Source organism: Paenibacillus sp. FSL H8-0079, assembly GCF_037991315.1.
Classification (GTDB): Bacteria; Bacillota; Bacilli; order Paenibacillales; family Paenibacillaceae; genus Paenibacillus.
This window is the reverse complement of record NZ_CP150300.1, coordinates 2,200,929-2,226,970: the sequence shown is the minus strand read 5'-3', so window position 1 is coordinate 2,226,970 and position 26,042 is coordinate 2,200,929. Positions and strand designations below refer to the sequence as shown.

General features: G+C 46.8%; 26 protein-coding genes, 1 tRNA gene and 1 pseudogene. 11 read left to right on the top strand and 17 right to left on the bottom strand.

What is annotated here, in order from left to right:
- Positions 1-151 precede the first annotated feature (151 nt).
- Positions 152-1,363, top strand: a complete 1,212-nt coding sequence (locus MHI06_RS10120) for an MFS transporter (protein ID WP_169478639.1) — start codon at positions 152-154, stop codon at positions 1,361-1,363.
- A 105-nt stretch (positions 1,364-1,468) separates the two neighbouring features.
- Here MHI06_RS10120 and MHI06_RS10115 read toward each other — a convergent pair whose 3' ends face one another.
- Positions 1,469-2,671 carry a cytochrome P450 gene (locus MHI06_RS10115; protein WP_340401377.1) on the bottom strand — a complete coding sequence of 401 codons (1,203 nt, stop codon included), beginning with the start codon at positions 2,669-2,671 and terminating at the stop codon, positions 1,469-1,471.
- A 519-nt stretch (positions 2,672-3,190) separates the two neighbouring features.
- Between MHI06_RS10115 and MHI06_RS10110 the strand changes: the two genes are divergently transcribed.
- Positions 3,191-4,399: an asparaginase gene (locus MHI06_RS10110; RefSeq protein WP_340401376.1), complete on the top strand. Its 1,209-nt coding sequence runs from the start codon at positions 3,191-3,193 to the stop codon at positions 4,397-4,399.
- Positions 4,400-4,581: 182 nt separating this feature from the next.
- Here the strand turns inward: MHI06_RS10110 and MHI06_RS10105 are convergent, their stop codons facing one another.
- Positions 4,582-5,214 (bottom strand): O-methyltransferase, encoded by a 633-nt coding sequence (locus tag MHI06_RS10105; protein WP_169478642.1) that lies wholly within the window; start codon positions 5,212-5,214, stop codon positions 4,582-4,584.
- Positions 5,215-5,453: 239 nt separating this feature from the next.
- Between MHI06_RS10105 and MHI06_RS10100 the strand changes: the two genes are divergently transcribed.
- The 4 genes from MHI06_RS10100 to MHI06_RS10085 all read left to right on the top strand — a co-directional run bounded on the left by MHI06_RS10100 (position 5,454) and on the right by MHI06_RS10085 (position 10,103).
- Positions 5,454-6,608 carry a class I SAM-dependent RNA methyltransferase gene (locus MHI06_RS10100; RefSeq protein ID WP_062833614.1) on the top strand — a complete coding sequence of 385 codons (1,155 nt, stop codon included), beginning with the start codon at positions 5,454-5,456 and terminating at the stop codon, positions 6,606-6,608.
- Between the two features lie 215 nt (positions 6,609-6,823).
- Positions 6,824-8,824, top strand: a complete 2,001-nt coding sequence (locus tag MHI06_RS10095) for an LTA synthase family protein (protein ID WP_340401375.1) — start codon at positions 6,824-6,826, stop codon at positions 8,822-8,824.
- Between the two features lie 42 nt (positions 8,825-8,866).
- Entirely contained in the window at positions 8,867-9,292 is a 426-nt protein-coding gene (locus tag MHI06_RS10090) for a cytidine deaminase (protein WP_340401374.1), read from the top strand.
- A gap of 85 nt (positions 9,293-9,377) precedes the next feature.
- Entirely contained in the window at positions 9,378-10,103 is a 726-nt protein-coding gene (locus tag MHI06_RS10085) for a DsbA family oxidoreductase (RefSeq protein WP_340401373.1), read from the top strand.
- A gap of 332 nt (positions 10,104-10,435) precedes the next feature.
- Here MHI06_RS10085 and MHI06_RS10080 read toward each other — a convergent pair whose 3' ends face one another.
- Entirely contained in the window at positions 10,436-11,266 is an 831-nt protein-coding gene (locus tag MHI06_RS10080; protein ID WP_062833610.1) for an aldo/keto reductase, read from the bottom strand.
- Between the two features lie 202 nt (positions 11,267-11,468).
- Here MHI06_RS10080 and MHI06_RS10075 point away from each other — a divergent pair, with 202 nt between their 5' ends.
- Complete coding sequence (locus MHI06_RS10075; protein ID WP_340401372.1) at positions 11,469-11,867, top strand: hypothetical protein; 399 nt, start codon at positions 11,469-11,471, stop codon at positions 11,865-11,867.
- Between the two features lie 100 nt (positions 11,868-11,967).
- On the opposite strand, the gene MHI06_RS10070 is transcribed toward MHI06_RS10075, so the two are convergent.
- The 10 genes and pseudogenes from MHI06_RS10070 to MHI06_RS10025 all read right to left on the bottom strand — a co-directional run.
- On the bottom strand, positions 11,968-12,189 hold the full coding sequence (locus MHI06_RS10070; protein ID WP_017689421.1) for a DUF1450 domain-containing protein: 222 nt from the start codon (positions 12,187-12,189) through the stop codon (positions 11,968-11,970).
- Between the two features lie 21 nt (positions 12,190-12,210).
- Positions 12,211-12,513 (bottom strand): heme biosynthesis protein HemY, encoded by a 303-nt coding sequence (locus MHI06_RS10065; protein ID WP_036609727.1) that lies wholly within the window; start codon positions 12,511-12,513, stop codon positions 12,211-12,213.
- 142 nt (positions 12,514-12,655) lie between these two features.
- A complete protein-coding gene (locus MHI06_RS10060) occupies positions 12,656-12,913 on the bottom strand; it encodes a hypothetical protein (RefSeq protein ID WP_036670081.1) in 258 nt (85 codons plus the stop codon).
- A gap of 200 nt (positions 12,914-13,113) precedes the next feature.
- Positions 13,114-14,322 carry a M14 family metallopeptidase gene (locus MHI06_RS10055; RefSeq protein WP_340401371.1) on the bottom strand — a complete coding sequence of 403 codons (1,209 nt, stop codon included), beginning with the start codon at positions 14,320-14,322 and terminating at the stop codon, positions 13,114-13,116.
- Between the two features lie 236 nt (positions 14,323-14,558).
- Positions 14,559-15,368, bottom strand: a complete 810-nt coding sequence (racE, locus tag MHI06_RS10050) for a glutamate racemase (RefSeq protein WP_340401370.1) — start codon at positions 15,366-15,368, stop codon at positions 14,559-14,561.
- A 221-nt stretch (positions 15,369-15,589) separates the two neighbouring features.
- Complete coding sequence (locus MHI06_RS10045; protein ID WP_340401369.1) at positions 15,590-15,967, bottom strand: YtxH domain-containing protein; 378 nt, start codon at positions 15,965-15,967, stop codon at positions 15,590-15,592.
- Positions 15,968-16,156: 189 nt separating this feature from the next.
- The gene (locus tag MHI06_RS10040) at positions 16,157-17,071 is read right to left on the bottom strand and encodes a DUF4261 domain-containing protein (protein WP_340401368.1); all 915 of its coding nucleotides are present in this window, start codon (positions 17,069-17,071) and stop codon (positions 16,157-16,159) included.
- A 10-nt stretch (positions 17,072-17,081) separates the two neighbouring features.
- Positions 17,082-17,543: a HepT-like ribonuclease domain-containing protein gene (locus MHI06_RS10035; RefSeq protein WP_340401367.1), complete on the bottom strand. Its 462-nt coding sequence runs from the start codon at positions 17,541-17,543 to the stop codon at positions 17,082-17,084.
- A 173-nt stretch (positions 17,544-17,716) separates the two neighbouring features.
- Positions 17,717-18,004 (bottom strand): Dabb family protein, encoded by a 288-nt coding sequence (locus MHI06_RS10030; protein WP_264929710.1) that lies wholly within the window; start codon positions 18,002-18,004, stop codon positions 17,717-17,719.
- A gap of 285 nt (positions 18,005-18,289) precedes the next feature.
- Positions 18,290-18,673 (bottom strand): annotated as a pseudogene (locus tag MHI06_RS10025) (phage holin family protein); the annotation flags it as partial.
- Between the two features lie 448 nt (positions 18,674-19,121).
- On the opposite strand from MHI06_RS10025, the gene MHI06_RS10020 reads away from it, so the two are divergent.
- Entirely contained in the window at positions 19,122-19,718 is a 597-nt protein-coding gene (locus MHI06_RS10020; protein ID WP_017689431.1) for a helix-turn-helix transcriptional regulator, read from the top strand.
- Positions 19,719-19,943: 225 nt separating this feature from the next.
- On the opposite strand, the gene MHI06_RS10015 is transcribed toward MHI06_RS10020, so the two are convergent.
- Entirely contained in the window at positions 19,944-21,092 is a 1,149-nt protein-coding gene (locus tag MHI06_RS10015; protein WP_340401366.1) for a sn-glycerol-1-phosphate dehydrogenase, read from the bottom strand.
- 159 nt (positions 21,093-21,251) lie between these two features.
- On the opposite strand from MHI06_RS10015, the gene MHI06_RS10010 reads away from it, so the two are divergent.
- Positions 21,252-21,470, top strand: a complete 219-nt coding sequence (locus tag MHI06_RS10010) for a hypothetical protein (RefSeq protein ID WP_340401365.1) — start codon at positions 21,252-21,254, stop codon at positions 21,468-21,470.
- Positions 21,471-21,532: 62 nt separating this feature from the next.
- On the opposite strand, the gene MHI06_RS10005 is transcribed toward MHI06_RS10010, so the two are convergent.
- A tRNA-Leu gene (locus MHI06_RS10005) sits at positions 21,533-21,616 on the bottom strand.
- 225 nt (positions 21,617-21,841) lie between these two features.
- Here MHI06_RS10005 and MHI06_RS10000 point away from each other — a divergent pair.
- Together MHI06_RS10000 and MHI06_RS09995 are read left to right on the top strand one after the other, a co-directional pair.
- The gene (locus tag MHI06_RS10000; RefSeq protein WP_340401364.1) at positions 21,842-22,834 is read left to right on the top strand and encodes a Gfo/Idh/MocA family oxidoreductase; all 993 of its coding nucleotides are present in this window, start codon (positions 21,842-21,844) and stop codon (positions 22,832-22,834) included.
- 49 nt (positions 22,835-22,883) lie between these two features.
- Positions 22,884-23,285 carry a DoxX family protein gene (locus tag MHI06_RS09995; protein ID WP_340401363.1) on the top strand — a complete coding sequence of 134 codons (402 nt, stop codon included), beginning with the start codon at positions 22,884-22,886 and terminating at the stop codon, positions 23,283-23,285.
- 94 nt (positions 23,286-23,379) lie between these two features.
- On the opposite strand, the gene MHI06_RS09990 is transcribed toward MHI06_RS09995, so the two are convergent.
- Both MHI06_RS09990 and MHI06_RS09985 read right to left on the bottom strand, forming a co-directional pair.
- On the bottom strand, positions 23,380-24,996 hold the full coding sequence (locus MHI06_RS09990) for a sensor domain-containing diguanylate cyclase (RefSeq protein WP_340401362.1): 1,617 nt from the start codon (positions 24,994-24,996) through the stop codon (positions 23,380-23,382).
- A gap of 165 nt (positions 24,997-25,161) precedes the next feature.
- Complete coding sequence (locus tag MHI06_RS09985) at positions 25,162-25,899, bottom strand: fused MFS/spermidine synthase (protein ID WP_340401361.1); 738 nt, start codon at positions 25,897-25,899, stop codon at positions 25,162-25,164.
- Between the last annotated feature and the right edge of the window lie 143 nt (positions 25,900-26,042).

Genomic DNA, 26,042 nt, shown 5'->3' with positions numbered 1-26,042 from the left:
AACTGCCGTAACAACCACATGCAGATGCGTTCCACGTGACAATACTATGACATTCCTTACACCCATCCTCCATATGCCAATTATGTTATAATGAAAGAATGGTGTTTTTTAGAGAATTACAGAAATATCTTTGAAAGGAAGTGAAAGCACTTTGAAAACGTGGAAAGTAAACCTCATTGTGCTTTGGTTCGGACAATTTTTGGTCAATTCGGGCATGACCATGATTACCCCATTTTTGTCCCTTTATCTCGCAAGAGATCTGGGCGTTGTTGGGGAACATGAAATTGGCATATGGGCCGGATTTATATTTGCAGCCAATTTCCTCACCTCATTTTTGTTCCAACCGCTCTGGGGCAAGTTATCGGACAAGTATGGTCGAAAGGTGATGCTGCTGCGTTCAGGATTCGGGATGGCCATCGTGATTGCCCTCATGGGTCTGGCACAGAATCCCTGGCAGCTTCTCTTATTGCGTTTGCTTAACGGTACCATCTCCGGTTTCAATCCTGCAGCTGTTGCGCTGATATCGGGTACCACTCCGAAAGACCGCATGGGTTTTGCCATGGGAATCAGTCAGTCCGGGCAGGTTGCCGGCACAATCCTGGGTCCGCTCATTGGTGGCTTGCTAGCGGATGCGGTAGGCTTCCGCCCTATTTTCTACATTACAGGTGGACTGATCTTCGTCGCTTCCATGCTCGCCATGTTCCTGGTAAGAGAGAAATTCGACCGTCAAGAAGCAGCCAAACTGCCGGCACAATCCGTATTGTCCGGTCTGAAAGAATTGAATAAGTCACCTCAACTGCCCGCACTGTTTGCTGTGACGTTTCTGTTACAGTTTGCGATGATTAGCCCCATGTCACTCTTGCCGCTGTATGTGCAGAAATTGCATGCTTCGGATGTAAATGTGGCCTTCTGGGCAGGAATGGTCGGTGCAGTTACAGGACTATCCAATATGGCCATGTCTCCGATTCTCGGGAAGCTGAGTGACCGGATCGGCCCTCACAAGGTGCTTACGTTCTCACTCATAGGAACAGGACTCATGCTTATCCCGCAGGCATTTGTTCAGACCGTGTGGCAGCTCATTCTTGTTCGGTTCATGATGGGTGTGTTCATGGGTGGCCTGCTTCCAAGCGTCAATGCCCTGATCCGTTCCTATACATCAGATAGCATGATTAGCCGGGCATTCAGTTTTAATACGAGCACCCTGGCGCTAGGCAACATGCTTGGAGCGATCATTGGAGGTTTTATGGCAGGATTCATCGGGATTGAAGGTCTGTTTATCGTCTCTGGTGGACTGCTGCTGCTCAATATGGTTTGGGTCAGATTCAAATTGTACAACAAACCTGCTTCGATTCGGGAATCCTGATGCCCTATCCGTTATAAACTAGTCTATCTTACTGTTCTATTTGAAAAAGCCGCTTCCAGCGCCTAATTGGCCTGAAAGCGGCTTTTGTCATTCATGTGCCATTCATTATTTATTTATTAGATTGAATTGTATCGGATAATGTTTCACACCAAACACAAAGGCACTTTGTATCGGTTGCAGAGCCGTTCCCGGTACAAGCTGAATGTGCTCCATGTGCTGGAGCACCGTATGCAAAACTACCCTTGCCTCCAAACGAGCGAGCGGTGCACCCAGACAAAAGTGAATGCCAAATCCAAATCCCATATGCCTGTTCGGCTTGCGATCAGAGATGAAATCTTCCGGGTGTTCGAATTGCGCACCGTCCCGATTAGCTGATCCAACCCAGGAAATCACCTGATCTCCAACTTGTATTGTCTGTCCATTCAGCACTACATTTTCCTTGGCGACCCGCCCAATCGCGACAATTGGCGGATAATATCTCAGCGTCTCTTCAATCGCAGAAGTAATCCGTTCTGGATGTTCGCGCAACTCCTGTTGTAGCTCGGGTTGTTCAGACAGAATACGAACCGCATTGGTAATCAGGTTGGTTGTTGTTTCATTACCGGCAGCAAGTAAGAGAATACAGAAGCCTACCACTTCATCTGAAGTCAATTGCTGATCATCAATCTCCGCAGCAAGCAGTAATGAGATCAGATCATCCTGCGGCTGCAACCGACGTTCTTCCATAATGCCAGTGAAATAGATATGCAACTCCTGCATATTTCTTTTTTTCTCCTCCAATAACTCCTGGAAAGCCTGCTCACTGTCATCTCGCGCACCCTTTACCAACACATCAGACCAGTCCTTGAACTTTTGACGATCCGTCGCAGGGACTCCGATCAATTCAGCAATCACTATGACGGGCAATGGCGTCGCAAGGTCATCAATAAGTTCCATATGACCTTCTGACAGGTGTGGAACAATTAACTCATCTGTAATTTCCTGAATACGCGGAGCCAACGCTTCAATGGCCTTGGGTGTAAACGCCTGATTCACCAGATCACGCAGCTGTTTGTGCTTGGGAGGGTCTGTCGTCAGCATGCTCGTATTGGCACGATCACGTGCAGAAGAGAACAGTTTCGGATTTTTAAGAACGTACTTCACATCTTCATAATTAAAAATATCCCAACATTCTCGATGCTCATCATATCGGACTGGAGTGTTATCACGAAGCTCTGCGTACACCTGGAAGGGAGATAGCCGCTCTTCCACACTCTCTAATTCACGAATCGGAATGTAATTTGCATACTTTCTGGGTGCCTGTTTCATCGTTTTTCCCTCAATCAATATTATATATTTATTTACATATGTTAATCACCCCTATTATAAACATAACTCCATAACGAAACCACTCTTTGGAACGCAATTGAGACCCATTACCTACTACGCGCTACCAATTACCTCTCGTTATGCTAGCCTGTGTGATACATATCAATTGTAGAAAGGTCCACTTCTGGTATAAACCCGCATTCAACATTCCCCTCTCTTGAAATACCTCGTTTTATCAGGACAAAAGACTCAATATGTAATATTAACTAACACATAAATGTCTAATTATTCTTAAAAACTACTAAAACCATCTCTATCCTCGCTTTATTAGAGTGAATATTCTTTCATTTTCCCTTATAAATAATCAATATACTCCTAATATCTATGAATGTAACCGATTACTCTATCAATATCTACAATTGTCATATTACTTAACATGAAATACAATCATTTTGAAATGGTATACATATTCTTCTCAACAAACTTAACATCACACTTACTTGAAGGAGAGTGCTATTCATGAGAAAAACATCCAATCTTCGTCCCTGGGCCGTATGGAGTACTGCAGCTTTAACAGCGTTAACGATCTCGTTGTCCCCCATCGGAACCTACGCTGCGCACGCAGCTACCGAGGTAAAAGGTACAACAAGCGCTGTTCAGACATCAACTACTACTCCGGCTCGCAACACCTCCATCCCTGCTGTACCGGACTCCTCCAAACAATCTGCGCTCCCTAATGTACTGGTGATCGGAACCGGTGGAACAATTGCCGGTCAATCCGAGGATGCAACCAGCTTCCAGAATTACAAGGCAGGTACGCTTCCCATTGGAGAGATGGTAGATGCTTTACCGGATAAGCAGAAGATTGCTGATGTTAGCACGCTCCAATTCGGAAATTCGGGTTCAGGCTCCTATAGCATGGCTGATCTCTATGACTTGTCGCAGACGGTAGATAAAGCTCTTGCACTCTATGACAGTGTCGTGGTTACCACCGGTACAGATACAATGGAGGAAATCGCCTATTTCCTCGATATGACGGTTCAGAGTGACAAACCAGTCGTGATCACAGGCTCCATGCGTCCATGGACTGTCATCGGCTCTGACGCTCAAGCCAATCTGTACAACGCCATCAAACTTGCAGGCAGTGGTCGTACCACTTCATTCGGAACAGTACTGATGTTGAATGACACCATCCAACTCGCACGCGGCGTAAGCAAAACGAATGATTATCGGACAGACACGTTCGAAACACCGATGCTCGGTGCCGTAGGATATATTGATGAAGAAAATATTCGAATCTACCGCGCTCCTGCACGCGCCTTGAAACCTGAAGGCACAGCGAAGCCCGTATTCGATCTGAGTAAAATCACAAAGACTGATCTGGCCAAAGTGGAAATTGCGATCTCTTATCAAGAAGCTGGCGGCGGAGCCATCGAAGGGTTCGTGAGCAATGGTGCACAAGGCATCGTAACCTCCGGTACAGGAGCTGGCGGTATCTCCAGAGCTATGGGACAAGCTCGTACCAAAGCCATTGAGGAAGGTGTAATCTTCGTGACCACCACTCGGACGGGTTCAGGAAGTGTGTATGGCGGTGGCAAAGGTATCATTGCAGGCGACAACCTGAGTCCACAACAAGCTCGTGTATTATTGATGCTGGGCTTGTCCTTCAGTGATGATTTTGACACCATCAAAAAATGGTTTGAAACGTACGGAACACCGGAAGTATAAGAAAGCACGACTACAACGACATTTGTAAACGCAAAAAAGAGACGACACATTTTCGGTCATTCAAAATGTTGTCATCTCTTTCTTTGTGTGTTTTCAGAAAACTTCGTACAGAATCATGCTTCCCCTCACAAGCATAATAAAGTGAGATCGTGTTCCATCGGAGTTTTATCATTAGAGAACATTCACTTCACCCAAGCAAGTACCAGCCCATCGTAGTCCGGCAACATCGTCGTCACCAGACGCGGGTCACTTGCCATCTGTTCATTGAAGCGACGAACCGCAAGCACGGCCGGACCCTGCTTGTCCGGATTCAGCGTACGACCACGCAGGAAACAGTTATCACCCACAATGACCGCACCTGGCCGAGCCAGCTTGATGGCATAGTCGAGATATACCGGATAGTTTTCTTTGTCTGCGTCAATAAAGAAGAAATCGAATGTGCGACCTTCCTGTTCCAATTGTTCCAGGCTGTCTGCCGCCGGGCCAATCCGGTACTCGACCTTTTCCCCAAAACCGCCTTCTTCCAGATGACCACGCGCCATTGCCGCATATTCCTCTTTCAGTTCCAGCGAAGTAAGAGTTCCTTCCTCACGCAATCCGCGTGCAATGCAGATCCCACTGTAACCGCCCAGCACGCCGATTTCGAGCGCAGCTTCTGCTTTAGATGTCTTGGCTAGAAACGTGAGCAATCGTCCATACGCCGCAGCAACCGAAACTTCCGGCATGCCGTTCGAACGAATGGCTTCTTTCACTTTCAGCAAAAGGTCATCCTCTTGAAATAATTGATTTACATATTCATCAGGGGTCAGATTCACCACTAAAATCCTCCTTGGACACTTGGACTGCTTTCCATATGGATGCCAATGTTCTATAATAAATGTTTGTTATCAACACAGGCGGTTGACTGGCGCATCATCTCGAAAGAGGAATGCATACGTTCACCGCATTTCTCATTGTAAGTTTTTTCACGGAAAGCGGCAAGGCCGCACCGTTACTATACAGCAGAGAGAAGGATATTCCTTCTCCAGCTTGAAATGGAGTTGAAATGAATCACATGGCTCAATTGCAATTGATTGCGACCTCGGCGATGGGACTCGAGGCTGTTGTTGCCCGGGAACTGAAGCAACTGGGGTATGAGGATGTTACGATCGACAATGGACGGGTTTTCTTCACTGGGGATTATATTGATATTTGCCGGTGTAATCTGTGGCTGAGAAGTTCGGATCGTGTATTGGTCAAAATGGGTGAATTCCCTGCTACAACATTCGACGAATTGTTTGAAGGCACCAAAGCACTTCCATGGGAAGAGTGGATTCCTGCTGACGGCGAATTTCCTGTAGAGGGTCGCTCCCAAAAATCTCAGTTGAGCAGCGTACCTGCATCACAAGGTATCGTGAAGAAAGCAATCGTAGAGAAACTGAAACTGACTTATGACACGGAGTGGTTCCCAGAGGATGGGTCTCGTTATGTGATTGAGGTTATTCTGCTGAACGATCGCGCCTTGCTTACTTTAGATACGACGGGACCAGGTCTGCATAAACGGGGTTATCGTAAACTCGTCACCGAAGCGCCACTCAAAGAAACACTTGCTGCCGCTCTTATTCAGCTCAGTCGCTGGAATGTATCCCGCCCTTTCTATGATCCATGCTGTGGATCAGGCACAATGCTGATCGAAGCCGCTATGATCGGCTGGAACATTGCACCAGGACTTCGTCGGACTTTCAACTCCGAGGACTGGGCTGTCATTCCTGAAGAATTGTGGGAACAGGCCCGCGAAGAAGCATTTGATGCTGTACGCGACGATATCCCGTTACAGATTTCAGGTAGCGATATTGATCCTGAGGCGATTGAAGTTGCTATGGCAGCGATCAAAAGTGCTGGCTTCGCCAAAGATATTGAAGTTAGCGTCCTGCCCGCTCACCGCGCCAGACCACAGGGTGATTATGGTGTCATCATTACCAACCCTCCATATGGTGAACGTTTGAGTGAAGAGAAAGAAGTTCAGAAGTTGCTCCGCTCATTAGGGCGCAGTTACCTCGACATGCCAACATGGTCCTTTTTTGCAATCACGTCAACCAAAGCTTTCGAGGAGTATTTCGGTCATAAGGCAGACAAGCGTCGCAAGTTGTTCAACGGACGAATTGAAACCCAGTACTATCAGTACTTGGGTCCACTGCCCCCACGTAATAAAGCACCACAATCTTCTTAAAGTATTGCAAATACAGAGTGCTCCTTGCCATCCATGGCTTGGGCACTTTTTTGTGCGCTATTTTGTTCATATGAATTCGCCATCATCAGCCTTCGTTTGGACAGAAAGCAATTCTCCCTGAGGCATAGTTGAAAACCCATGAGGCCACGCTATAATGGATGGAGCCCTATTTTACATTCCGATTACAAAACAACGAAAGCAAGGGGGACATACATATGGTTGTCACTCGGCCTACGCGCAGCTCCATGCCACGCGGGCTTCTGAATCATCCACTAACGTTATATCTTATTTTTCTTGTGCTCATGTTGCTCAAACTCATGTGGCTCCATCACAATCTTCATGCCTACAACATTACGATGGGACTGCTGGATAAAGTCATTGCCATTGGATCATTACTGCTCCTGTCCTTCTGGACCTGGTGGCTGCCTCGTAGAGGCATGATCGTCTCTCTGGCCGTGCTTAACCTGCTGCTTACCGCACTAATCTATGCCGATATGGTGTATTATCGCTATTTCCAGGATTTCTTGACCATCCCGGTATTGTTACAGGCCAGACAAGTTGACGCATTAGGGGACAGCATCGCTACACTAATCTACACAAGCGATCTCTGGTTCTTTGCGGATTGGCTTGTCGTCATTCCGTTCGCAGCTATCGTACTATTCGGCAGACGTTACCGTTCGAAGCATTCAAGTGCATCTGATCATGGCTATGGAGGTTATTCGTACAATGATGGCAAGGCGCGGATGCGCCGCCGTCTCACTGCTGGCAGCATTGCCCTTGTGCTGGGACTGGGTCTCGCCGTCGGACCGATTTATTTTTACAGTAAAACATGGGCCAAGGGCCTGTTCGATAACAATTGGTGGAATGTATCCATGTACAATGTGACCGGACTTCTCGCTTTTCACGGTTATGATCTGTACAACTATGCCAAAGACCACATTGGCTCCGGGCCGCAGGCTGAACCCGCGGATGTTGAACAAGCAAAGTCATTCTTTGCTGAAAGGCAAGGAGCTGAACCACAGAGCGATGCCTTGTTTGGCAAATATAAGGACAGCAATGTCATCATTGTCCAGGGTGAGGCTTTTATGAACTTCATGATTGGCCAGAGCATTGGCGGTCAGGAGATCACACCGCATTTTAATGAACTGATGAAAGAAAGTCAGTATTATAGCCACTTTTACCACCAGACAGGTCAGGGCAGAACGTCAGATGCCGATTTTGGAGCAAATATTTCACTGCATCCACTTCCGGTTGGATCCGCGTTTGTACGATATGCAGACCATACGTATGATTCACTTCCTTCCATTCTGAAGGATAACGGGTATAGCACCAACGTATTTCACGCTTATGAGAGCGGCTTCTGGAATCGGTATACGATGTATCAGAACATGAAGTACGACAAGTTTTATAGTAAAAATGATTTTGCACAAGATGACCCGCTTGGCTGGTCCCTGTCTGACGAATCCTTTTTCCGCCAATCCGTTGAGAAAATGAGCAGTGAGGTTACCGAACCGTTCTATTCCTTCCTCATTACACTCAGCAGTCACCATCCATACGCCTTACCTAAAGAAAAGCAACAACTGGATGTAGGCGAGTTCCAGGGAACGATGTTCGGTGATTATCTGCAATCCGTTCATTACGTGGATTCGGCGCTCGGCAAGATGGTGGAGGATCTGAAAAATCGGGGATTATGGGAAAATACCATCTTTATGTTCTACGGAGATCACGACAACTCGATTAAGGAACAATCCCAATACGAACAGTTCCTGGGACGTTCACTAAACGAACTGGATATGGCACAGATCATGAATGAAGTTCCCCTGCTCGTGCATTTACCGGACGGAGCAGCTGCCGGAACCATCGACGAACCTTCGGGACAACTGGACATCACGCCATCCGTGCTGCATCTGCTCGGCGTATCCGACCAGTCCTATTATCATATGGGTAACGACGTATATGACGGGTCTGCACGTACGGTTGTGCTGCGTAATGGCGCATTCTCGGATGGTTCTGTGTTCTATACCCCATCGGATGATTATATCTACGAAAGCGGCGCTTGTTATGACTTGTCCACACGTGACAAAACAGATATCAATGCTTGCCGCCCCGGTCATGATGAAGCAACCAAACGATTGCATGTCTCGGACACCGTGATTACCTATGATTTGATTCAGCGCTTCCGAGAGGAAGACAGTTCAACAGCAACATCTCAATGAGCAATATCGTAATGACAAGCTAAAAAGGGGAACTCTCATTACATGACATCACACACAGGACCATTTAATATTGAAAAACAATTGTTCGATGCAGCCGCAAACTTTGTACAGCAACGTTATCCTCAGGGATGGGGCGGTGCGGGTGCAGTCTATACCGAAGCTGGTTCCCTACTGATTAGCGTAGCTCCAGAGGTCATCAACGATGCCACGCATCTGTGTATGGAAACAGGGGCTTATCTGGAGGCCCACAAATTGAATGAACGCGTCACCCACTCCCTCTGTATCGCTCGTGATGACGAGCATTCGGAATTCAAGGTCCTTACGCCCTGCGGCGTATGCCAGGAACGATTGTTTTATTGGGGTGAAGAAGTTAAGGCTGCCGTATATGATCCTGCTGGTCAGTTGGTCTTCAAAAGACTGGACGAGATTCAACCTTACCATTGGTCCAAGGCATACAGGGATAAATAGCAAACTCCTTGCGAATTATAGAAAGTGGCTTTATAATTGTAACCATATTAGTTTCAACTAAAAGAATGATGGAGGTTTTAAGAAAATGAATATTGAGATATGGTCTGATTTTCTGTGTCCATTCTGTTATATCGGCAAACGCCGCCTAGAGAATGTATTGCAACAGTTTCCACATCGTGATGAAGTGAAGCTGCAATTCAAGAGCTTCGAGCTTGATCCAAATGCTGCATTGAACCCAGGCAAAACCAATACGGAATATTTGGCTTCCAAATATAATATTAGCGCGGAACAGGCACAAGGCATGAATGCTCAGATGAATGCCAATGCTCGCACAGCAGGACTGGAATACAATATCGATGCCATGATTCCTACCAATTCTTTCTCAGCTCACCGGTTAACGCATTGGGCGGATACACAAGGCAAAGCGCTTGAACTAAGCGAGCGCATATTCCAAGCTGTGTTTATTGAAGGTAAACACTCCGGCGACCCTGAAGTCTTGGCTCAGCTGGCAGAAGAAGTAGGTCTGGATCGCGATGCAGCTGCGGCAGTACTGTCCAGCGATCAATTCACCGACAATGTCCGCGCTGACCAAACAGAAGGCGAGCAACTAGGCATCCGCGGTGTACCGTTCTTCGTATTCGACCGCAAGTTCGCCGTATCAGGCGCTCAGCCGGACGAGGTGTTCCTGGATGCCATTCAGAAAGCATGGGACGAACGTTCCCCTTTCACCATGGTTGAGTCCAGCACAACAGAAGCAGAAGGCAGCGGCGTATGCACAGATGACGGATGCGAAGTGCCGAAAAAAAATTAAGCTAATTCAAAAAAAAGCAGCAGGATTAGGGAATACTCCCCGATCCTGCTGCTTTTTTATATGCTAAACACCACTCTAGCTCATTGTATATATTTGTGTTTGATGAACAGTTACTGTGGAGGGGACGGAATCGATTCTGAAGAAGCGGAGCGTTCGCCTGAAAGCTTTCTGCAAGAAAGCTGCATCGGAAGCATAAGCTGTCTTCAAATTTTATCCTCTGAGAAGAGGAATCAAAAAAAATTTGGAGACAACAGCGATCGAAAGAACGATCCGTAACCGGAACAAACACAAGTAGTTCATCAAATACTTATATTCAATTAGCGTCTACCCACTCAATCCCAAAACAGCTGATCCGGATGTGGACCCGTCCGCTTATCCGAATCCAGCGCATCAATTAACTTCAACTCATCAGGTGACAATTCAAAGTCAAAGATGTCCGCATTCTCACGAATCCGCTCGGGGGTAACCGACTTCGGAATCGTCACAATCTGGTTTTGAATGTCCCAGCGCAAAATAATCTGTGCCGGTGTTTTCCCATATTTCTGGGCCAATGCCTTAAGTGTCGACTCTTGGTTCAGCTTACCCTTCATAATAGGACTCCATGCCTCCAGCTGAATTCCCTGCGCCCCGCAGAAATCCTGAAGTTCCTGCTGGATCAGACCCGGATGCAGCTCTACCTGATTCACCGCAGGCACCGTTCCGCCTTCATCTATGATATCTTGCAAATGATGTACTTGAAAGTTACTCACACCAATCGCACGAATGCTTCCTTCGCTATATAGACGTTCGAACGCTCTCCACGTCTCCTTGTACTGGTCTCTGCCAGGCCAGTGAATTAAGTAAAGATCAATCACATTCAGTCCCAGTGCCTTCTGACTGGCTTCAAATGCTCTCAACGTTGAATCAAATCCCTGATCCTCGTTCCAGAGCTTGGTCGTCACAAACAGTTCGTTACGGGCAACACCACTGCTTGCGATAGCTTGTCCCACTTCTTCCTCATTGCCATAGATGGACGCGGTATCAATACTCCGATACCCGACCTCCAAAGCCGTCTCGACCGCCTGTTGCACTTCCTTGCCTTTTGCTTTATATGTTCCAAATCCTAGCCATGGCATCGTTACTCCGTTGTTCAGAATCGTACAATCTGTAATATGTTTTGTCATTCTGTACCTCCCGTATGGAATTTTGCCTGCTCTTGTTCTATTAACCTTCTCACAGAATTTTAAGCGACCATTCGACATACTGTCGGAGAAGGACCATGGATCGGACTCGGGCCTTTCTTATTTCTCTTTTTCATTTTTGTCGTAACCTTAACCTGTCTTGCTGCGTTTATAAGGTACCCATCCCGGTTTAGGAGGAAATCATTTGAAGAAAATAGTATTGACTCTGTGCATGTTGCCCATGCTCATTTGGATACAAGGTTGCGCTCCTGCAACATACGAGATAACAGGCTATACGGGATCATACATTAACCCAGACATTCCAGTTCCAAGCAATGCCACGCTTATTGAAGGCATAGCTTATTCCGATGACCCTAACCTTAAAAAAGGCGCTAACTACGAATTGAAACATATTGGGGGTGAGCAAGGACTATACCCACCAATGGATTATTTTCAGAAGTTAGCGGATACAGGTTGGGTCGAATTGGAGGAAAAACGAATGGGTCATGTACATTTTCTGAAAAAGGATAATACCGTCATAGCCATTGAAATTCGAGAAGATACCTTCGAAATTACTGAAATGATCAAAGACGCTATAGAGTAACACATCTTTTCACTCCTACCCAAACGCAAAAAAGGAGAGGCACATCGCCCCTCCTTGCAGATGTTTGAACCTTTTCGTCCACACACCTTGTTATATCCTGTTACTTCACGAACTTTGCGACTTTGGCGAGCACTTCTTCTTCTGTCGGAGCACTAATGTACCGACCGTTGATAAAGACAAACGCACGTTTCGCGCAAGGGCCGCAATAGGATTTGCACCCAATCTTGATCTCCGTGTCCGGAGCCATTTTCTGCAACTTGGGCACAATCGATTTCAGTCGGACATGATTACATTTTTCGCATACGCGGATATCGTTAGCCATGAGTTCCCCTTCTTCGCGCCCTTAGTGGTCGCCGTGATTACCTTGGGACGGATTCGTAATAACGAAGCCCTCTTCCGGGAAGTAGAGGTAGTCAATTTTAACACCGTTCAACAAAGGCTGATCATTCGCGAGAATGACATCAATCTCTTTATCGGTAGATACAACCGTATCATTTTCTTTTGGTGTGTCGATATCCAGGCCGTAGTGAGCATGGTCACCATGTGCATGGGTGATGACAACGCGCAGTTTCTTTCCTTCGTTCTCCGGCTTGTCCAATTCAAGCTTCAATACTTTAGCAGCATTACGCGTAATTTTGCAGTTCATTTTCTTCATCTCCTATATTGTAATTGCTGGTTTCAACAATTTCAGCATTCTTAAACTACAGCATCTATTGTAAAGAAAGTTACCGCTCTTCGCAATAACATTGATGCGAAATCAATGTTAAACCTATCCATTTCGCCACAAATTAAGAAGGCGTCCCTTCCTGAAGCACAGGATATTTGCGTTCTGCACGGCTTACAAACCAGTTCATCAGAATCAACGTCACCCCGATATCATCGATGGGCATAAACGGCATGACGTCCGGAAGTACCCAGTACAACAGGGCTGGAATAATAAACAACAGCTTTTCTCCTAAAGGAATCTGCGGAGCCCGGAGCAACCGGGGGAGCCTTTTGAAAACTTGTGTCCATCGTTTGAACGACAGCAGTCTTCTCCACTTCATATGAACCCCTCCGTAACATTATATATGTCGGCAAAACGACACGCACATCATTATCCGTTCTTGAAAAACCATTCAGAACCAATGACGTAGTATGTGATTTCAAAAAAAATAAAAACGGAACGTCGCTTATAGCGTCCGTTCCTGTTATACGAATAATCTACCGTTAAGTTTCACACCTTCTTAACCAAGCCCTAACTTCATTACCCATTGGATAACAGTTCTGCCAGCAACATTCCGACTTCTATACAGATATCATCAAACTGTTCTACGGGAAGCGGATTAACACCCAATCCGACTTCCACCGTGAAGCCCGGTTTACCAAACGCTTGGATAAACCAGTCTTTGTATCCGGCATCACTACCGCCAAGCTTCACTGCCTTGTAGCCCGAAGCTTTGGCGAGTCTGCGCGACAGCGGCGCACTCTCTCTGGGTTCCAGATCACGGTAGTTCCAATAGATCTCCTGTCCCTGACTATGCAGAGAGACAACCGCAGCGAATGTGTGCTGCTGCGTCCACTGCGCAAGTGCCTGCGCCTCCGGTTCTGTCAATGGAGCTGTTCCTGCATAATCCCGGGGGCCAGGTGAGGTCACACCTCTTCTCGCTGCCTCTTCATCCCAATGGGCGGGAAATTGATCATTCAGATCCACCCCTCTGATATTAGCCTTCCAATGTGTAAAATGAGATCTGCCAGCATTCCAGGCTAACAACTGCTGTGCATGCGGATGCTGATTGACCACACCTTCCTGAACCAGTTCGACCCCGTCCGGATTAACCATCGGCACTGCCCAGAGTGTTGTCTCTTGCATCCAGCGTTCTGTCTGAAATTGATGCCATGCCTTATGCGCGCTATATGCCTGGGCATATTCTTCAATAAATTTCATCAGAACTGCTGTTGTCAGCCACTCATTAGCATGAACGGAAGCGTTAACATGAATATGTCTCTGCCCTTGCCCGATACGCAAATAAGGCAGTGACTTGCCCATGACACTTGTTCCGATTGAACCCGTCTCGATAAACGGGTATTGATTCTCAAGCTTGTCTATATCCCTGATTAATTCTCGATAACCATACTCTCCCTGAATCTTCACAATAGTTTTTCCATTCGAAGCCGGAATATGAATACAACGCCCAACCCAGTCGGCAATATTGGCGATTTCGGGATTGGCCTGGCGTAACACCTCTTCGTCCAGACCAAAGCGCGCTGCAATCCCCCCTACACTTTCTCCAGGCGACACAGCGTACCTGCGACCTGTCCCGGGGACAATACGTAACATCTGACCTGCCAGAAGGTAAGGCTGGGAGGCCGCTTCCGGGTTTAGTGCAGCAAGTAACTCTTTGGTCATATGGTGTGCTGACGCAATTCGCGGCAGCGTATCTCCCCGCTGAACGATAATCCACTGCTGTTCCATGTTGTGCTCCTTTCCACAGGAAAAGACGGTTCTCCTGTCCGGTTCTCACCAATCACCAATTTCGTGTCTGTATTATATATATGCAAGCCGGGTTGTCCGTCATGTGACATGAATCATGTTCATCGCCTCTTCATGCGGAATTATGACAAAAAATCCCGGAACTCCACAGTTCCGGGATGTTGCACAGCCAATGGCATTATTTTATAAGTCCTAACTTCGCATACTTAAGCGTATAACTATGGTAATTGCGTCACCTGCCAGACCACAGGGGTCTTCGAGATCTGCTCTCCCAACCATCGGCGGGTGATATTCTGGAACATGCGTGGGTCGCCAGTGCAGAAAAATTGATGCACCGGGGTCTCATCCCCACTGGCCAGCTTTCGTTTATCATATAAAATCGTACTGATTTCCCGTGCCGTTTCATCTGCCGAACTGATCAGCTTCACTTCCTGTCCCATAACATCCTGAATGGTGTCCATGAGAAAAGGATAGTGCGTACAACCCAGAATAAGACAATCTATTGGCTGCTGTTTGATCTCATCCAATGATTGCTCCACCGTATGTGTCGTGTGCTCGGAACGAAATTCACCTTGCTCCACCAACGGCACCAGCGCCGGACAAGCCTGACTGACCACATCGATGTAGGGGGACAATTGCTTGAGTGCCGATGTATAAGCCCCACTGCCAATGGTACCCGTGGTACCAATCACCCCAATACGTCCTGTACGTGTCGCTGTGATTGCGGCCCGCGCACCTGGATGTATAACACCAATGACAGGCATATTCACCTTGGCACGGATATACTCCAACGCGGCTGCTGTTGCTGTGTTACAGGCGATAACGATAACCTTCGGATCGAATTGGATCAAGAAATCAACGATTTGTTCCGTAAATTGTTTTACTTGTTCGGACGAACGGGGTCCGTACGGTGTCCGGGCAGTATCCCCAAAATAAATGATCTTTTCCCGCGGGAGCTGACGCATCACTTCCTTGGCGACGGTCAATCCCCCCACACCGGAGTCTAATATAGCGATTGCTTGCTGCACGAACACACCGCTTCCTTCTTCATTGAATTGGTTCTCAAAACGATTGTTTCTCAGAGCTTTCTTCCTACCGTATGAACATTCTGGCAAAAAGGTACCTACATCTTACCCGATTTCATCGCAGGGTTCAAATAAAATCCCGCGCACTGTGTCATCTATGTATGGACACACAACAAAGCAGGCTCTCCTCTATATCGAGGAAAGCCTGCAATCCCAAGCTTAGCTTAGTTGTCGTCCTTGGACTCATCCACAGGAAGCTTCGCTACAATATCGATTCCCGACTCATCTGCTGCTTTGTCCGTATCGGGTTCTGTAATGACTGCGGAAATGCGGATTTCTTTGCCTTCAGCGCAGTTCCGCCAGGATTGAATATCCTGAATCACAACATCTGCGGTCTCTTTGACCTTGGATACGATCTGTGAACTTTGTTCGCCTACTTTGCCAGCTAGTTCCTGACCCTTCTCCGATACCTGACGAGCACCTTCTGTAATGTCCTGGCGAAGCTCGCGACCTGATTTCGGTGCCAGCAACAATGCCGTTACTGAACCTACCACGGAGCCGATCAGAGCTCCCCACAACAAACTTTTGTTAGAATCCTTCACGTCACATCTCTCCCTTTACTTTCGTTTAAGTACCGGATCAGAAGCAACGGCCTGTCGCTCACCCATCCGGGCGAATGCCTACTCTGTTGATGCATTATAAGCAGCACAGGCTTGACTTGACACTCCAGATGTTAAAAATAATCTGAAAGTGCTCTTTGCACCTGTATTTTCTCAGCATTTCACATAAACTCAGGTCTGACGAGCCGGCTCCAGATCAGCCGCCGCATGCTCATCCCCAGGGTGCAAATCAACGACATAGCGTCCTGGTGCAATCAGTGCCGCTTGATGCTCACAACGCCAGCGACGTCCGCCGGAAGAACCCAGTGTCTGTCCATCCTGCAGAACATCCCCCTGATCAAATATGTAATACGCTGCGCCCAGTAAGGTCTGGGCCACCGTATCCGGATCAAGACCGACGAAATGACACTGTACATCAGGCACACCCAGCGCAGACAATCCTACTGTGTCCATGACCAACTCACGCTGTTCCTCCGTACCTCCGGCCTGATACATTCGAACGTTCATGGCCGCATACAGATGTTCCTCGCGTTCCTGTGCTTGCGCATATGCTTCCGGTTCAACCAACTTATCACTGCCGTACCAATACAGCGCATCACAAGATAAGCTTTCCATGGTTGCCAGTACAGTCTTCTGGAACAGCTCCAGGCGCTCTTTGCGAGGCATGGCTGCTGTGAACATGTCATGTATCCGAATGGAGTAACGCGCAGCTTCTACAGCTTGTCCTGCTTCCGGCCAGTGCCATGCTTGCTGCAAAGCTCCGCCAAAGCGTGCACGCTCTGCAATTTCATTGACAGGAAGCATACAGGTCTGTGCAGGGATATCTCCTTCCTGGAAAGATACCTTGTGGTTCAGATGATAGAAGACCAGCATTTCATGGTCCTGCTCTGCGCCGCCTTGTTTCACATCCAGTCGGACTTGTCCTGTGTGACGAATCATCGCCTCCTGCAATCGCAGGCGATCCACCTCCGGACGTTCCCGGAACAAGAGTTCAACCATATATACCGGATGGAATCCGGAAGGTGTTTCATTTGTATCTTTGCTTTCAGTATTTACTTCATTGAATTCTTTTGATTCATTTGTCATGCGATTTCCCTCATTCCTTACGCTGTCCCTCGGGCTGTGCCGCATTGAAAGGACCAAGTTCTTTTTCCACGTAGTCGCTAACCTGTGTAGTAAAATGTTCAAGTATACCCGGTAACTCTACGCTAAGCGGATGAAGCTCAGACCGCTCCCAACTGTAATAATCCTGCACCAGCGGCTTACGTAACGTGACAAGCTGACGCAATACCTCATAGGTCGCATTATCAAAAACCTTTTCTTCATAATTAATCTGAATAATATCATCATAGCTGCTCGCATCTCTCATGATGAAGCCGTCAATCAGATAACTCCCCACATCGGTAACAATTTCAATCGCCAGGTGAAAACAACGTTCCTGTACCATCCCCAGCATGAGACTGCCATCCCAGGCCTGAGCTGCCCGGCGAAGCCCTTCGGCCACTTCCGGTACAGCAGCAAGCCGGCGGGCAATCTGTTCTCTGTTCACATAATACATTCGTCCACTTCCCGTTCAGTGAGTTATCGGTTACGTTTACCTCTTCGCTTAAGCCAGAATATCATCACAGGACAAGCAATCAGAAACACAATAAAAATATATAGAAATTCCATAACGTCTCTTAAATCGCTCATGCAGAGTCCCCTTTATCTCAACATAGTGTGAATGACAGATTAGATTTCGTAGTCCACTGCAATCGACTGTTCTCTGACTTCATTCATATACTTGATTACTTCCTGATGGAGCGGGTGCACCTGGTACGCCTGAAGATCCTCCAGTGATGCAAATTCCGCTGTAAGTGAAATGTCGAATGATCTTTCCGAGCGAAGCACATCAATCCCGATTTCAAGTGAAACCAGAACATCAATTTTACCATCCAGATTGCGAAGCACCTGGGCAGCGGCTTCAATACTTTCTGCTGAGCGATCTTTCATTTTGAACAGGACAATATGTTTTATCATCTGAGCAAGCACCTCGTTTAGTATAATAGTAGAAATGAATGAATTTTCGTGTATCCAAAATATATCATAACGTCCTCTATTACGAAAGGTTACTTGCAAACGTTCTCTTGAGATGAAAAACTAATCCGAACCGTTTCCTTTCGGTTCGGATTTCTCTTGAGATCCATCCTCCGTCTGTTTCGTGGATTCATTCTGCGAAGTTTGTCCTGTTTCAGACTGTGGCTTGATGCTGTCCGTGGTTTGCTGCGGTTTGGACCATTCCCGATTCGTCAGATACTCCTGATCTTCCTGCTTCTTCAACACGGCAATGGCCTGTCTGAGCTTCCCTGGCAATGGAAGTCCGATTTTGGCATAATTCTCGGTAATCGAAATCAGTTCATTCACCAGATAGAAATAAATGGCTCCGCCTTTGATAATATCGGTTCCCATCAGCAGGTCAATTCGGTGGGCAAGCAAGACAACGGTCAGCATGAGCCCTTTGCGAGCAATCCCCCAGAACCCAATGTTGCTATTCAACCCTGTACCCGTTCTTACCGCCGCTGCCAAACCTGTGATATAATCCACAGCCATTGCGACCGCGAGCAGGCTCAGCAGTTGATCCCACCCGCCAAAAGCAAACGTAACAAATGCTCCCGAGATAGCAGCAAAGGCATTCACAGATAGATTCACGTTCCTCACCTCTCCCTTACACTTGAGTACCCTACAATATATGTAAGAGTAAGAGATTTGACAGGTCACATGTCATGCTGAACTTGCGGATTTATCATTTCAGATTTGTGCACATCCTCTATGCAACCGGGTAACGAAAATCACAGGTTTTTGGGGAATTCAGGGAAATAAACCGCATCATATCAACAAAAAATAGATAAAAGTTCTTTAGACCTACAAATGAGTAATTAGAACTATATTATTTTTATTCCTGTTCAATTTGTTCCCTCATTTTTAGTGAAACATTGTAATCTAGGAATATACTAGGATGTGAATTGCGCATGGTCTAGTTCGTAGTTCCCTCTTTATTGTGAATTGACGCATTGACGCATTTGTAACCGGTAAACCCGGCACTTGAAAGTACCCCGTTGTTTATTGTAGTATTTGGTTAAAAAAAATCGGAGGAAATATGCCTAATCAACCAGAACAACATTCCATCCAGGCGTGGTCTCTGATCAACCGTAAATACTTGGGAAAAGGTGTCCGTGTTAAACGATTCCGCAAACCGACACGCTGTCAAATCCGCAATCGTGTTCTTCTTGCCGTGCTGATGGCCAATGATATCAAGTTATCTCAGCTCGCTGAAGACCTCTCCATCTCTTCACGCAGTGTCAGTGCGTGGGTGTATGAAGGACGGATACCCGGCAGTACCAATTTGGACAAGACTTGCCAATTACTCGGCTACCCGCGTCATATTCTCTTCAATGAAGAAGTGGTCCGCAATAGCCCTGTCATATGTCAACCCGAGTCATCTCGCTTCATGAAGCGTACAGTGACCCGTTCTCCGGTTAGTAACCGTATTCTGACAGGCTTGTGTATGGTCCATGATTTGTCGGTGACAGATGTCAGCCACTGGATCGGGGTTCATCCCGGCACTTTCCGCAAATGGCTGCATCAGGGAACGCTGCCTTCTGCTGCGTTTCAGGAACAAGCGGAGCAATTTTTCCGCATCCCGAAAACTATTTTGTTCGCAGATGTCATCTTGAAAGATCGTCGCAACAACTAAATAAGCGAACAACCAAAAGGCTCTGCTCTCCCTTAAGGAGGCCAGAGCCTTTTTAAATAAACTGCATCCCTTCTCTACCGAACCTGAAGTGCTCTCCTGGCTCTTCTGGCGGTAATGTCAGATAATCTACCCTTCTTCGCCTTTTGCTTCCAACCAGAGCCATTACAGTGCTCTACAAGCTAAGCTTATACAACTCAAGAAGACCGTTCTTCATGAAAGTCATCCTTACCTTGTGTTCAACACTTCATTAATATATTTCAATCCGGTATATCGAGGACGAAGCGTATGCGCTGTTGTGAACGCATGCTCCACCATCTCTGGGGTTACACCGAGTTGTTCAGGAGTCACAGGTCCGCCTACTTGTTCCAACCATTCGATAAGCTGAGAAGGCTCCGGCAAATGGTCATATATCCCAAACACGGGTTCGCCCGATGTCTGTGCAAGTTCTTTATATTTTATAGTAAGTAATGCACAAGCTACGCCAACTTTGGCACCATGCAGAACCGGTCTGTCACCCGCTTGCATCAGATCCATCTCCAAGATATGAGACAGGTGGTGCTCACCTCCAGATGCTGGACGAGAATGGTCAATGATCAGCATGGAGATGCCCGAAACGATCAGCGCATCCATTAATACAGCTACTCCCTCAGCTCGTCCTTCAGCAATCGCTTGAACATGGTCTATACAGCTGTTCAGTGCTTCTTCTGTCATCCGATAAGCGACTGGACAGAACGGTTCCCCGCCCAGATCACGAGAAACAATCCAGTCTGCAAGGGATGTATATTTGCCAAGCATATCTCCGAATCCGGCAGCCGTCATCACTTGGGGAGCTTGCTCCAGGATATTCATATCGGCAAAGATGGCCTCAGGCGGAACAGCCTGAAATGTCTGTTTGATTCCGCTTACAATTAAGGGTGCACCTGCAGAGGTAAACCCATCCACTGAAGCCGCTGTCGGTATGGACAGAAAAGGCTTGTTCATTTTTGAACATACAAATCGCACCAGATCATGGATGGTACCTGAACCCACGGCGATCACAGCCTGACTTTCCAGATTCACACCCAACATGACCTGTACAATAGCCGCTTCATCCGCAACGATATCACCCGTACGATTCTCCGGCAGAACGATCTCATCCACATGAATTCCCGCTTCCTGTATACTGCTCAGGACATCAGATCCAGCGGCCCGTAATGTATGTCGATCATAAACAACCGTCACCCGACCGTATTCTCGCTCAGACAAATAACCTGGTAACCTCTGAATGGCCCCAGCTTCCAGATGAATCAGCATATCCACCACTCGGTGTTGATGGCCGCAAGTGCACTCCTGTGCTTCCTCATTCCACGCTGCAATTCGTTCGTTCATAATCATTCGCTCTTACCCTCCCATATGAAATATCATGCATAATTACCTGGTTAAAACCACAAAATGAAAAAAGGAAATAAAATGTGATGATTTTCCTGATCACACTTTACTGCCTGTACCCAATATTTGCAAATCCATATCTCACATTTCCAAGTAGGTGAATCGATGAAATTAACCAAAGAATTAGGAATTTCGCTCGGATTTCTCGCTGGAACCACTTTTGGCAGTGGTGTAGCATTTTTGTTTCGTCTCCAGTCGCTCGAAGTGGTTGCCAGTGTTACGCTATTCGGTATTGCAGGAGCCATTGCCGGGATCATCACGGCAGTCATTCTGCGCCAGCGGCAACATGAGAATGCTAGCAGCAAAATGCCGGATTCACACTAATGATCCACAGAAAAAGGTTCGTGAATTGCCCTAGAGCAACTCACGAACCTTTTTTTGTTAGATGCGGTCGAGAGGACTCGAACCTCCACGGGGGTTAGCCCACACGGACCTGAACCGTGCGCGTCTGCCAATTCCGCCACGACCGCATAATATGTATCTCCTCATCCATCGATGAAAAGCGTTCCGGTGAAGCAATTCCTTGTTTTACCGTAATTCAGAGTATACATGCTCCAAAATAAAAATGCAACTTCTTTTTTCTTTATTCATGAATAGGACATATGTCCTTTTTTATCAACTTCAAACACCCTATCGTAGCATTAAACAACAAATATACCATCCATAAGAATGCAAAAATGAAGGAGAGATCCACCTTGAAAACAACCCATCTGTGCTTTATCGGTGCAGGGTTTCATGCATCCACGAATATATATCCTTCTGTTGTTGAAGCCGGAGCGCAGATTCAGGCCATTGCCACTCGCAGCACCGAACGTTCTGAAGCAGCTCTGCTGCGTTTTGGCAGCAACGGAAAAGCGTATGACAATGCTCAGCTTATGTTACAGCAGGAAACTTGTGACGGAGTCGTTGTGGTTGCACAGCCTGTAGATCAGACCACCCTTGTCCTTGAATGTATTCGGGCTGGCAAGAATGTATACGTGGATAAGCCGCTCGGATGGAACGCAGCGGAAGCCGCCACTGTAGCAGAAGCTGCCGAAAAGGCTGGTGTCATAGTCATGGTCGGATTTATGAAACGTTATGCTCCGGTATATATGAAGCTCAAGGAACTCATTGATGCCGGTTCGCTAGGTAAGGTACGTTCATTCCAGATGAAGTTCGCTGTTGACAGTACTCCATTTTGCAAGGATGAGGAACAATTCATGAAGCTCGCTGCCATTCATATGGTCGATCTGATGCGTTTCTTGTTCGGAGAAGCCGTGCGGGTTACAGGCACAACCGTGAAGGACCGGGAACATATTAACCAGAGTATTTCAATTTTATTCGAAAATAACGTCGTGGGCAGTGCGTACTTTACCGGCATGAGTGCATGGTCAAGAGAGAGCGAAAGTGTGCTCGTCACCTTTGATAACGGATTTGCGTCAGCTGATGAGATCAACACACTTACTGTTCATCAATCCCGCAACTCGGACAGCCTTCCCTGGAAATCTCTTGAAGAGCAAGATACTGTCTTTACCCCTTCTGGCTCTCCCATGTCTGGAGCTTATCGAGACCTTTATCTGCGTGGGTTCGTTGGTGAAATGGCTCATTTCATCGAATGTTGCCAGAATCAGTCTGTCCCACATTCCAGCGCCAAGGATAATATTGGAACGATGGCGCTATGCGACTCTATTCTGTCGTCACTGAAGTGACGTATTTACGTTCACCATTTTATTCATCCAGAGAAGAGGAAATAATCATATGTTGGACACAGGCCTACTCATCATTCGTCTCGTAATTGGTATCATTATGGTCGGACATGCATGCAAGAAACTGTTTGGCTGGTTTGGTGGCGAGGGTGTATCAGGGACAGCTGAATTCTTCGAGGCAGTGGGTCTGAAACCTGCTAGGAGCATGGCCGTGTGTGCCGGACTTGCTGAATTGATCGGTGGATTCCTGTTTGGAGCCGGTCTATGGATAATCATTGGTGCCGTTCTGCTCATGATTACGATGATCATAGCGATCGTCAAAGTGCACGCAGACAAAGGACTATGGAATCTGAATGGAGGATTCGAATATAACCTTGTGATGCTTGGATCGTTACTTGGTGTTGCTCTTGCTGGTGCCGGGGCTTATTCCCTCGACGCCCTGCTATTGCTATAATATACCGTTTTATCACTACGAACCTCGGATGTTTCGCCAGACGTATACAAGACAAAAGAAGCTGTCCCTTGTTCCTAGGGATCAGCTTCTTAGCTTATTTGATAACCGTCTGGATCGTAACCGTACGATTACGCCCCTCTTCCTTCGCTTGATACAGTGCATTATCTGCCAAGTGAAACAATTCTGTCGCTGTTGTGGAGTGCTTCGGATATTCAGCAATCCCAGCCGAGATAGTGACGGAACGATCTATAGGCAAATTACTTTCCTCAACCGTTATACGGATACGTTCAGCAATCTCAAAAGCCACGTTGGACTCGGAATTCCTTAACAAGACTACAAATTCCTCTCCACCAAACCGAGCGCAGACATCTTCTGGTCGAACAGACAATTGAATGATATTGGCAATGTGTTTCAGCACTTCATCCCCTGCATGATGCCCGAATGTATCATTAATGGATTTGAAGCGGTCAATATCCAAAACAATAATGGAGAATGGAACTTCGTTCTGAATCCAATCTTGGATAACCTCTTCGAAGGTTCTACGATTGTTCATGCCTGTTAAGACATCTGTTCTGGCGTCATAGGCTAGCTGGTTCGTCTGTTTCCTAAAGTTCGCCATCGCGCCAACCACTGTTCGGGTGAGAAGATCCGCCTCTCTGTTCCAGTGAGGCTTCATCACAGGCAGCTCCACTTGTCCTTTATCAACCTGATTCACCAAATCAGCCAGCATAACAAAAGGACTGGCCAGCTTGCGTGCAACCCGCACCACAATAAGGGTCAGAATCAGGAAAGGCACTGAAGTGTACAGCAACAACATACGGATATGATGATTCAACTGATCATACACCGTTTGGGTCGGAGACACGATCACGACGCCCCAGTCTGTTGAGGGGACTTTGTAATAACCCGCAAGTGAATCCACACCTGCCAGATTTTTGTATTGTTCTTTCCCCGTCTCGTCTTGTAGCAGCTTCTGCACTACTTCATTTTTACTTACATTTTCACCAATTCGATTCGTGTTCGGATGAAATAACAAGGTGCCCTTCTGATCTACAATAAAAAAGTAGGAACCATTGCTTGTCTTGAGCTGACTCCCAAAGGAGAGACTCAAGATATTATCTTCCTGCAAAAAAATATTTCCACCGATCGTCCCTTGGTACGCTCCTGCCGAATCAAAGATCGGTTCACTGACAAATACAATTCGGCGCTTCGTTCTTGGCGTCTGATACGCTTCGGAGATATACGAAGCCCTGGATTTAATCGCTGCTTTTGCTGCATCAGAACTAACATGCTGACCTACGCTGGCCTGTGAATAGGGGGATATGGACCTGACTACTCCCGTTTCATCCACCAGAGCGACAGAATTAAAAAAATTGCTGCTATTCCGGATCAAATCTAAGGTGGAATTCAACTGCTCCGTATCAGAGTAGTCCATCTCCGGGAAATACTTGGCTGCATATTTCAAGCTGTCCTGCATGGAATAAAAAAGCGAATCCAGCGTTTGGCTCATCTGCACTGCGCTCGCATAATTTAGCGACAGGGTGTTATCAATGAGTGACTGTTTCTGAGATGTATAAGATGAGATAACCATGATGGTCAACGTCATTAAAACTGAAATGGTGACCAACCCGCCGAGCAAAGCCGTAAGACTGATCTTCTTGATATTTTTGATTTTTCTTCGTAATCTGGATGTTCTGTTCTCTGCGATCATTTTATAACTTCCCCCGGATTTTCATGAAAAGGCATATTCCCTCTATCTTATACGAAAGTTGTTAAGATCAAATAAAGAGTTTATGAAGTCTTAACAATTACATCGTAAGATTGACGATTTAATGACATTTTACTTTCCCTGGAAGAATCACTGTTCAGAATCGCCCTAATCGACAATGATATATCCTTCTTCTGGCTCTTGTTCAACAAACCCTGCCATCTGACGAACCTGAAATTCGATCGGGTGATGACTACCCATTAAAATGCGATTTTGAACTTCATCCGCTGTTTCTGTAGGTAATGCAAATGCACGTGTATAGGCAAACTGTGCCTGAAGTGTCGTATAGATCGCATTGACAAGCCGATCATTGCCCGCACGCCCGAACACGTTAAGGATCACAGCTCCATCCGAGTCCAGCTTGTCCTTGACCATGGCAAAAAAATCACTGGATATAAACTGCTCGGGTGTACCCGTTGCCGTAAAGGCATCGATAATAATATAATCATATGTCCCAGCGGGTTCCTGACCTAATAATTCACGACCATCTCCAATGAGCACAGGGCTTCCCTCATATCCAAAAAAGGTTTCGCTCAACTCTGCGACTTCTGCGTCAAGCTCAGCCACCTTGACCTGACGATCAGACAAGTAGGTTGGCAATGTGCCAATACCATGTCCCACCACAAATACGGTATCAAATTCAGGATCATTCCGCTCCATTAGATGCACCATCGCTCTGGGATACTCCAGCACCATACGGGCAGGCTCATCCAGATCCATTGCGCCCTGCACAGCTGCGTTGGAGAATTCTAATACACGAAACCGTCCCTTCTCTCCATAAAGCCTTTTGGTATCATATACCGTCAGCTCATGCTGTTCACTTTTATTCCGATACAGAACTCTCACTAACCGTTCTCCCTTCGATCTCTTGCACACATTCGACATATACCTTCATTCTATTACACGGGATGACAACATACCACCCTATACTTTAAAGATCATAGTACAACAAAAAAACCGTTCCAACTCATTCGGAAACGGCCTTTTGA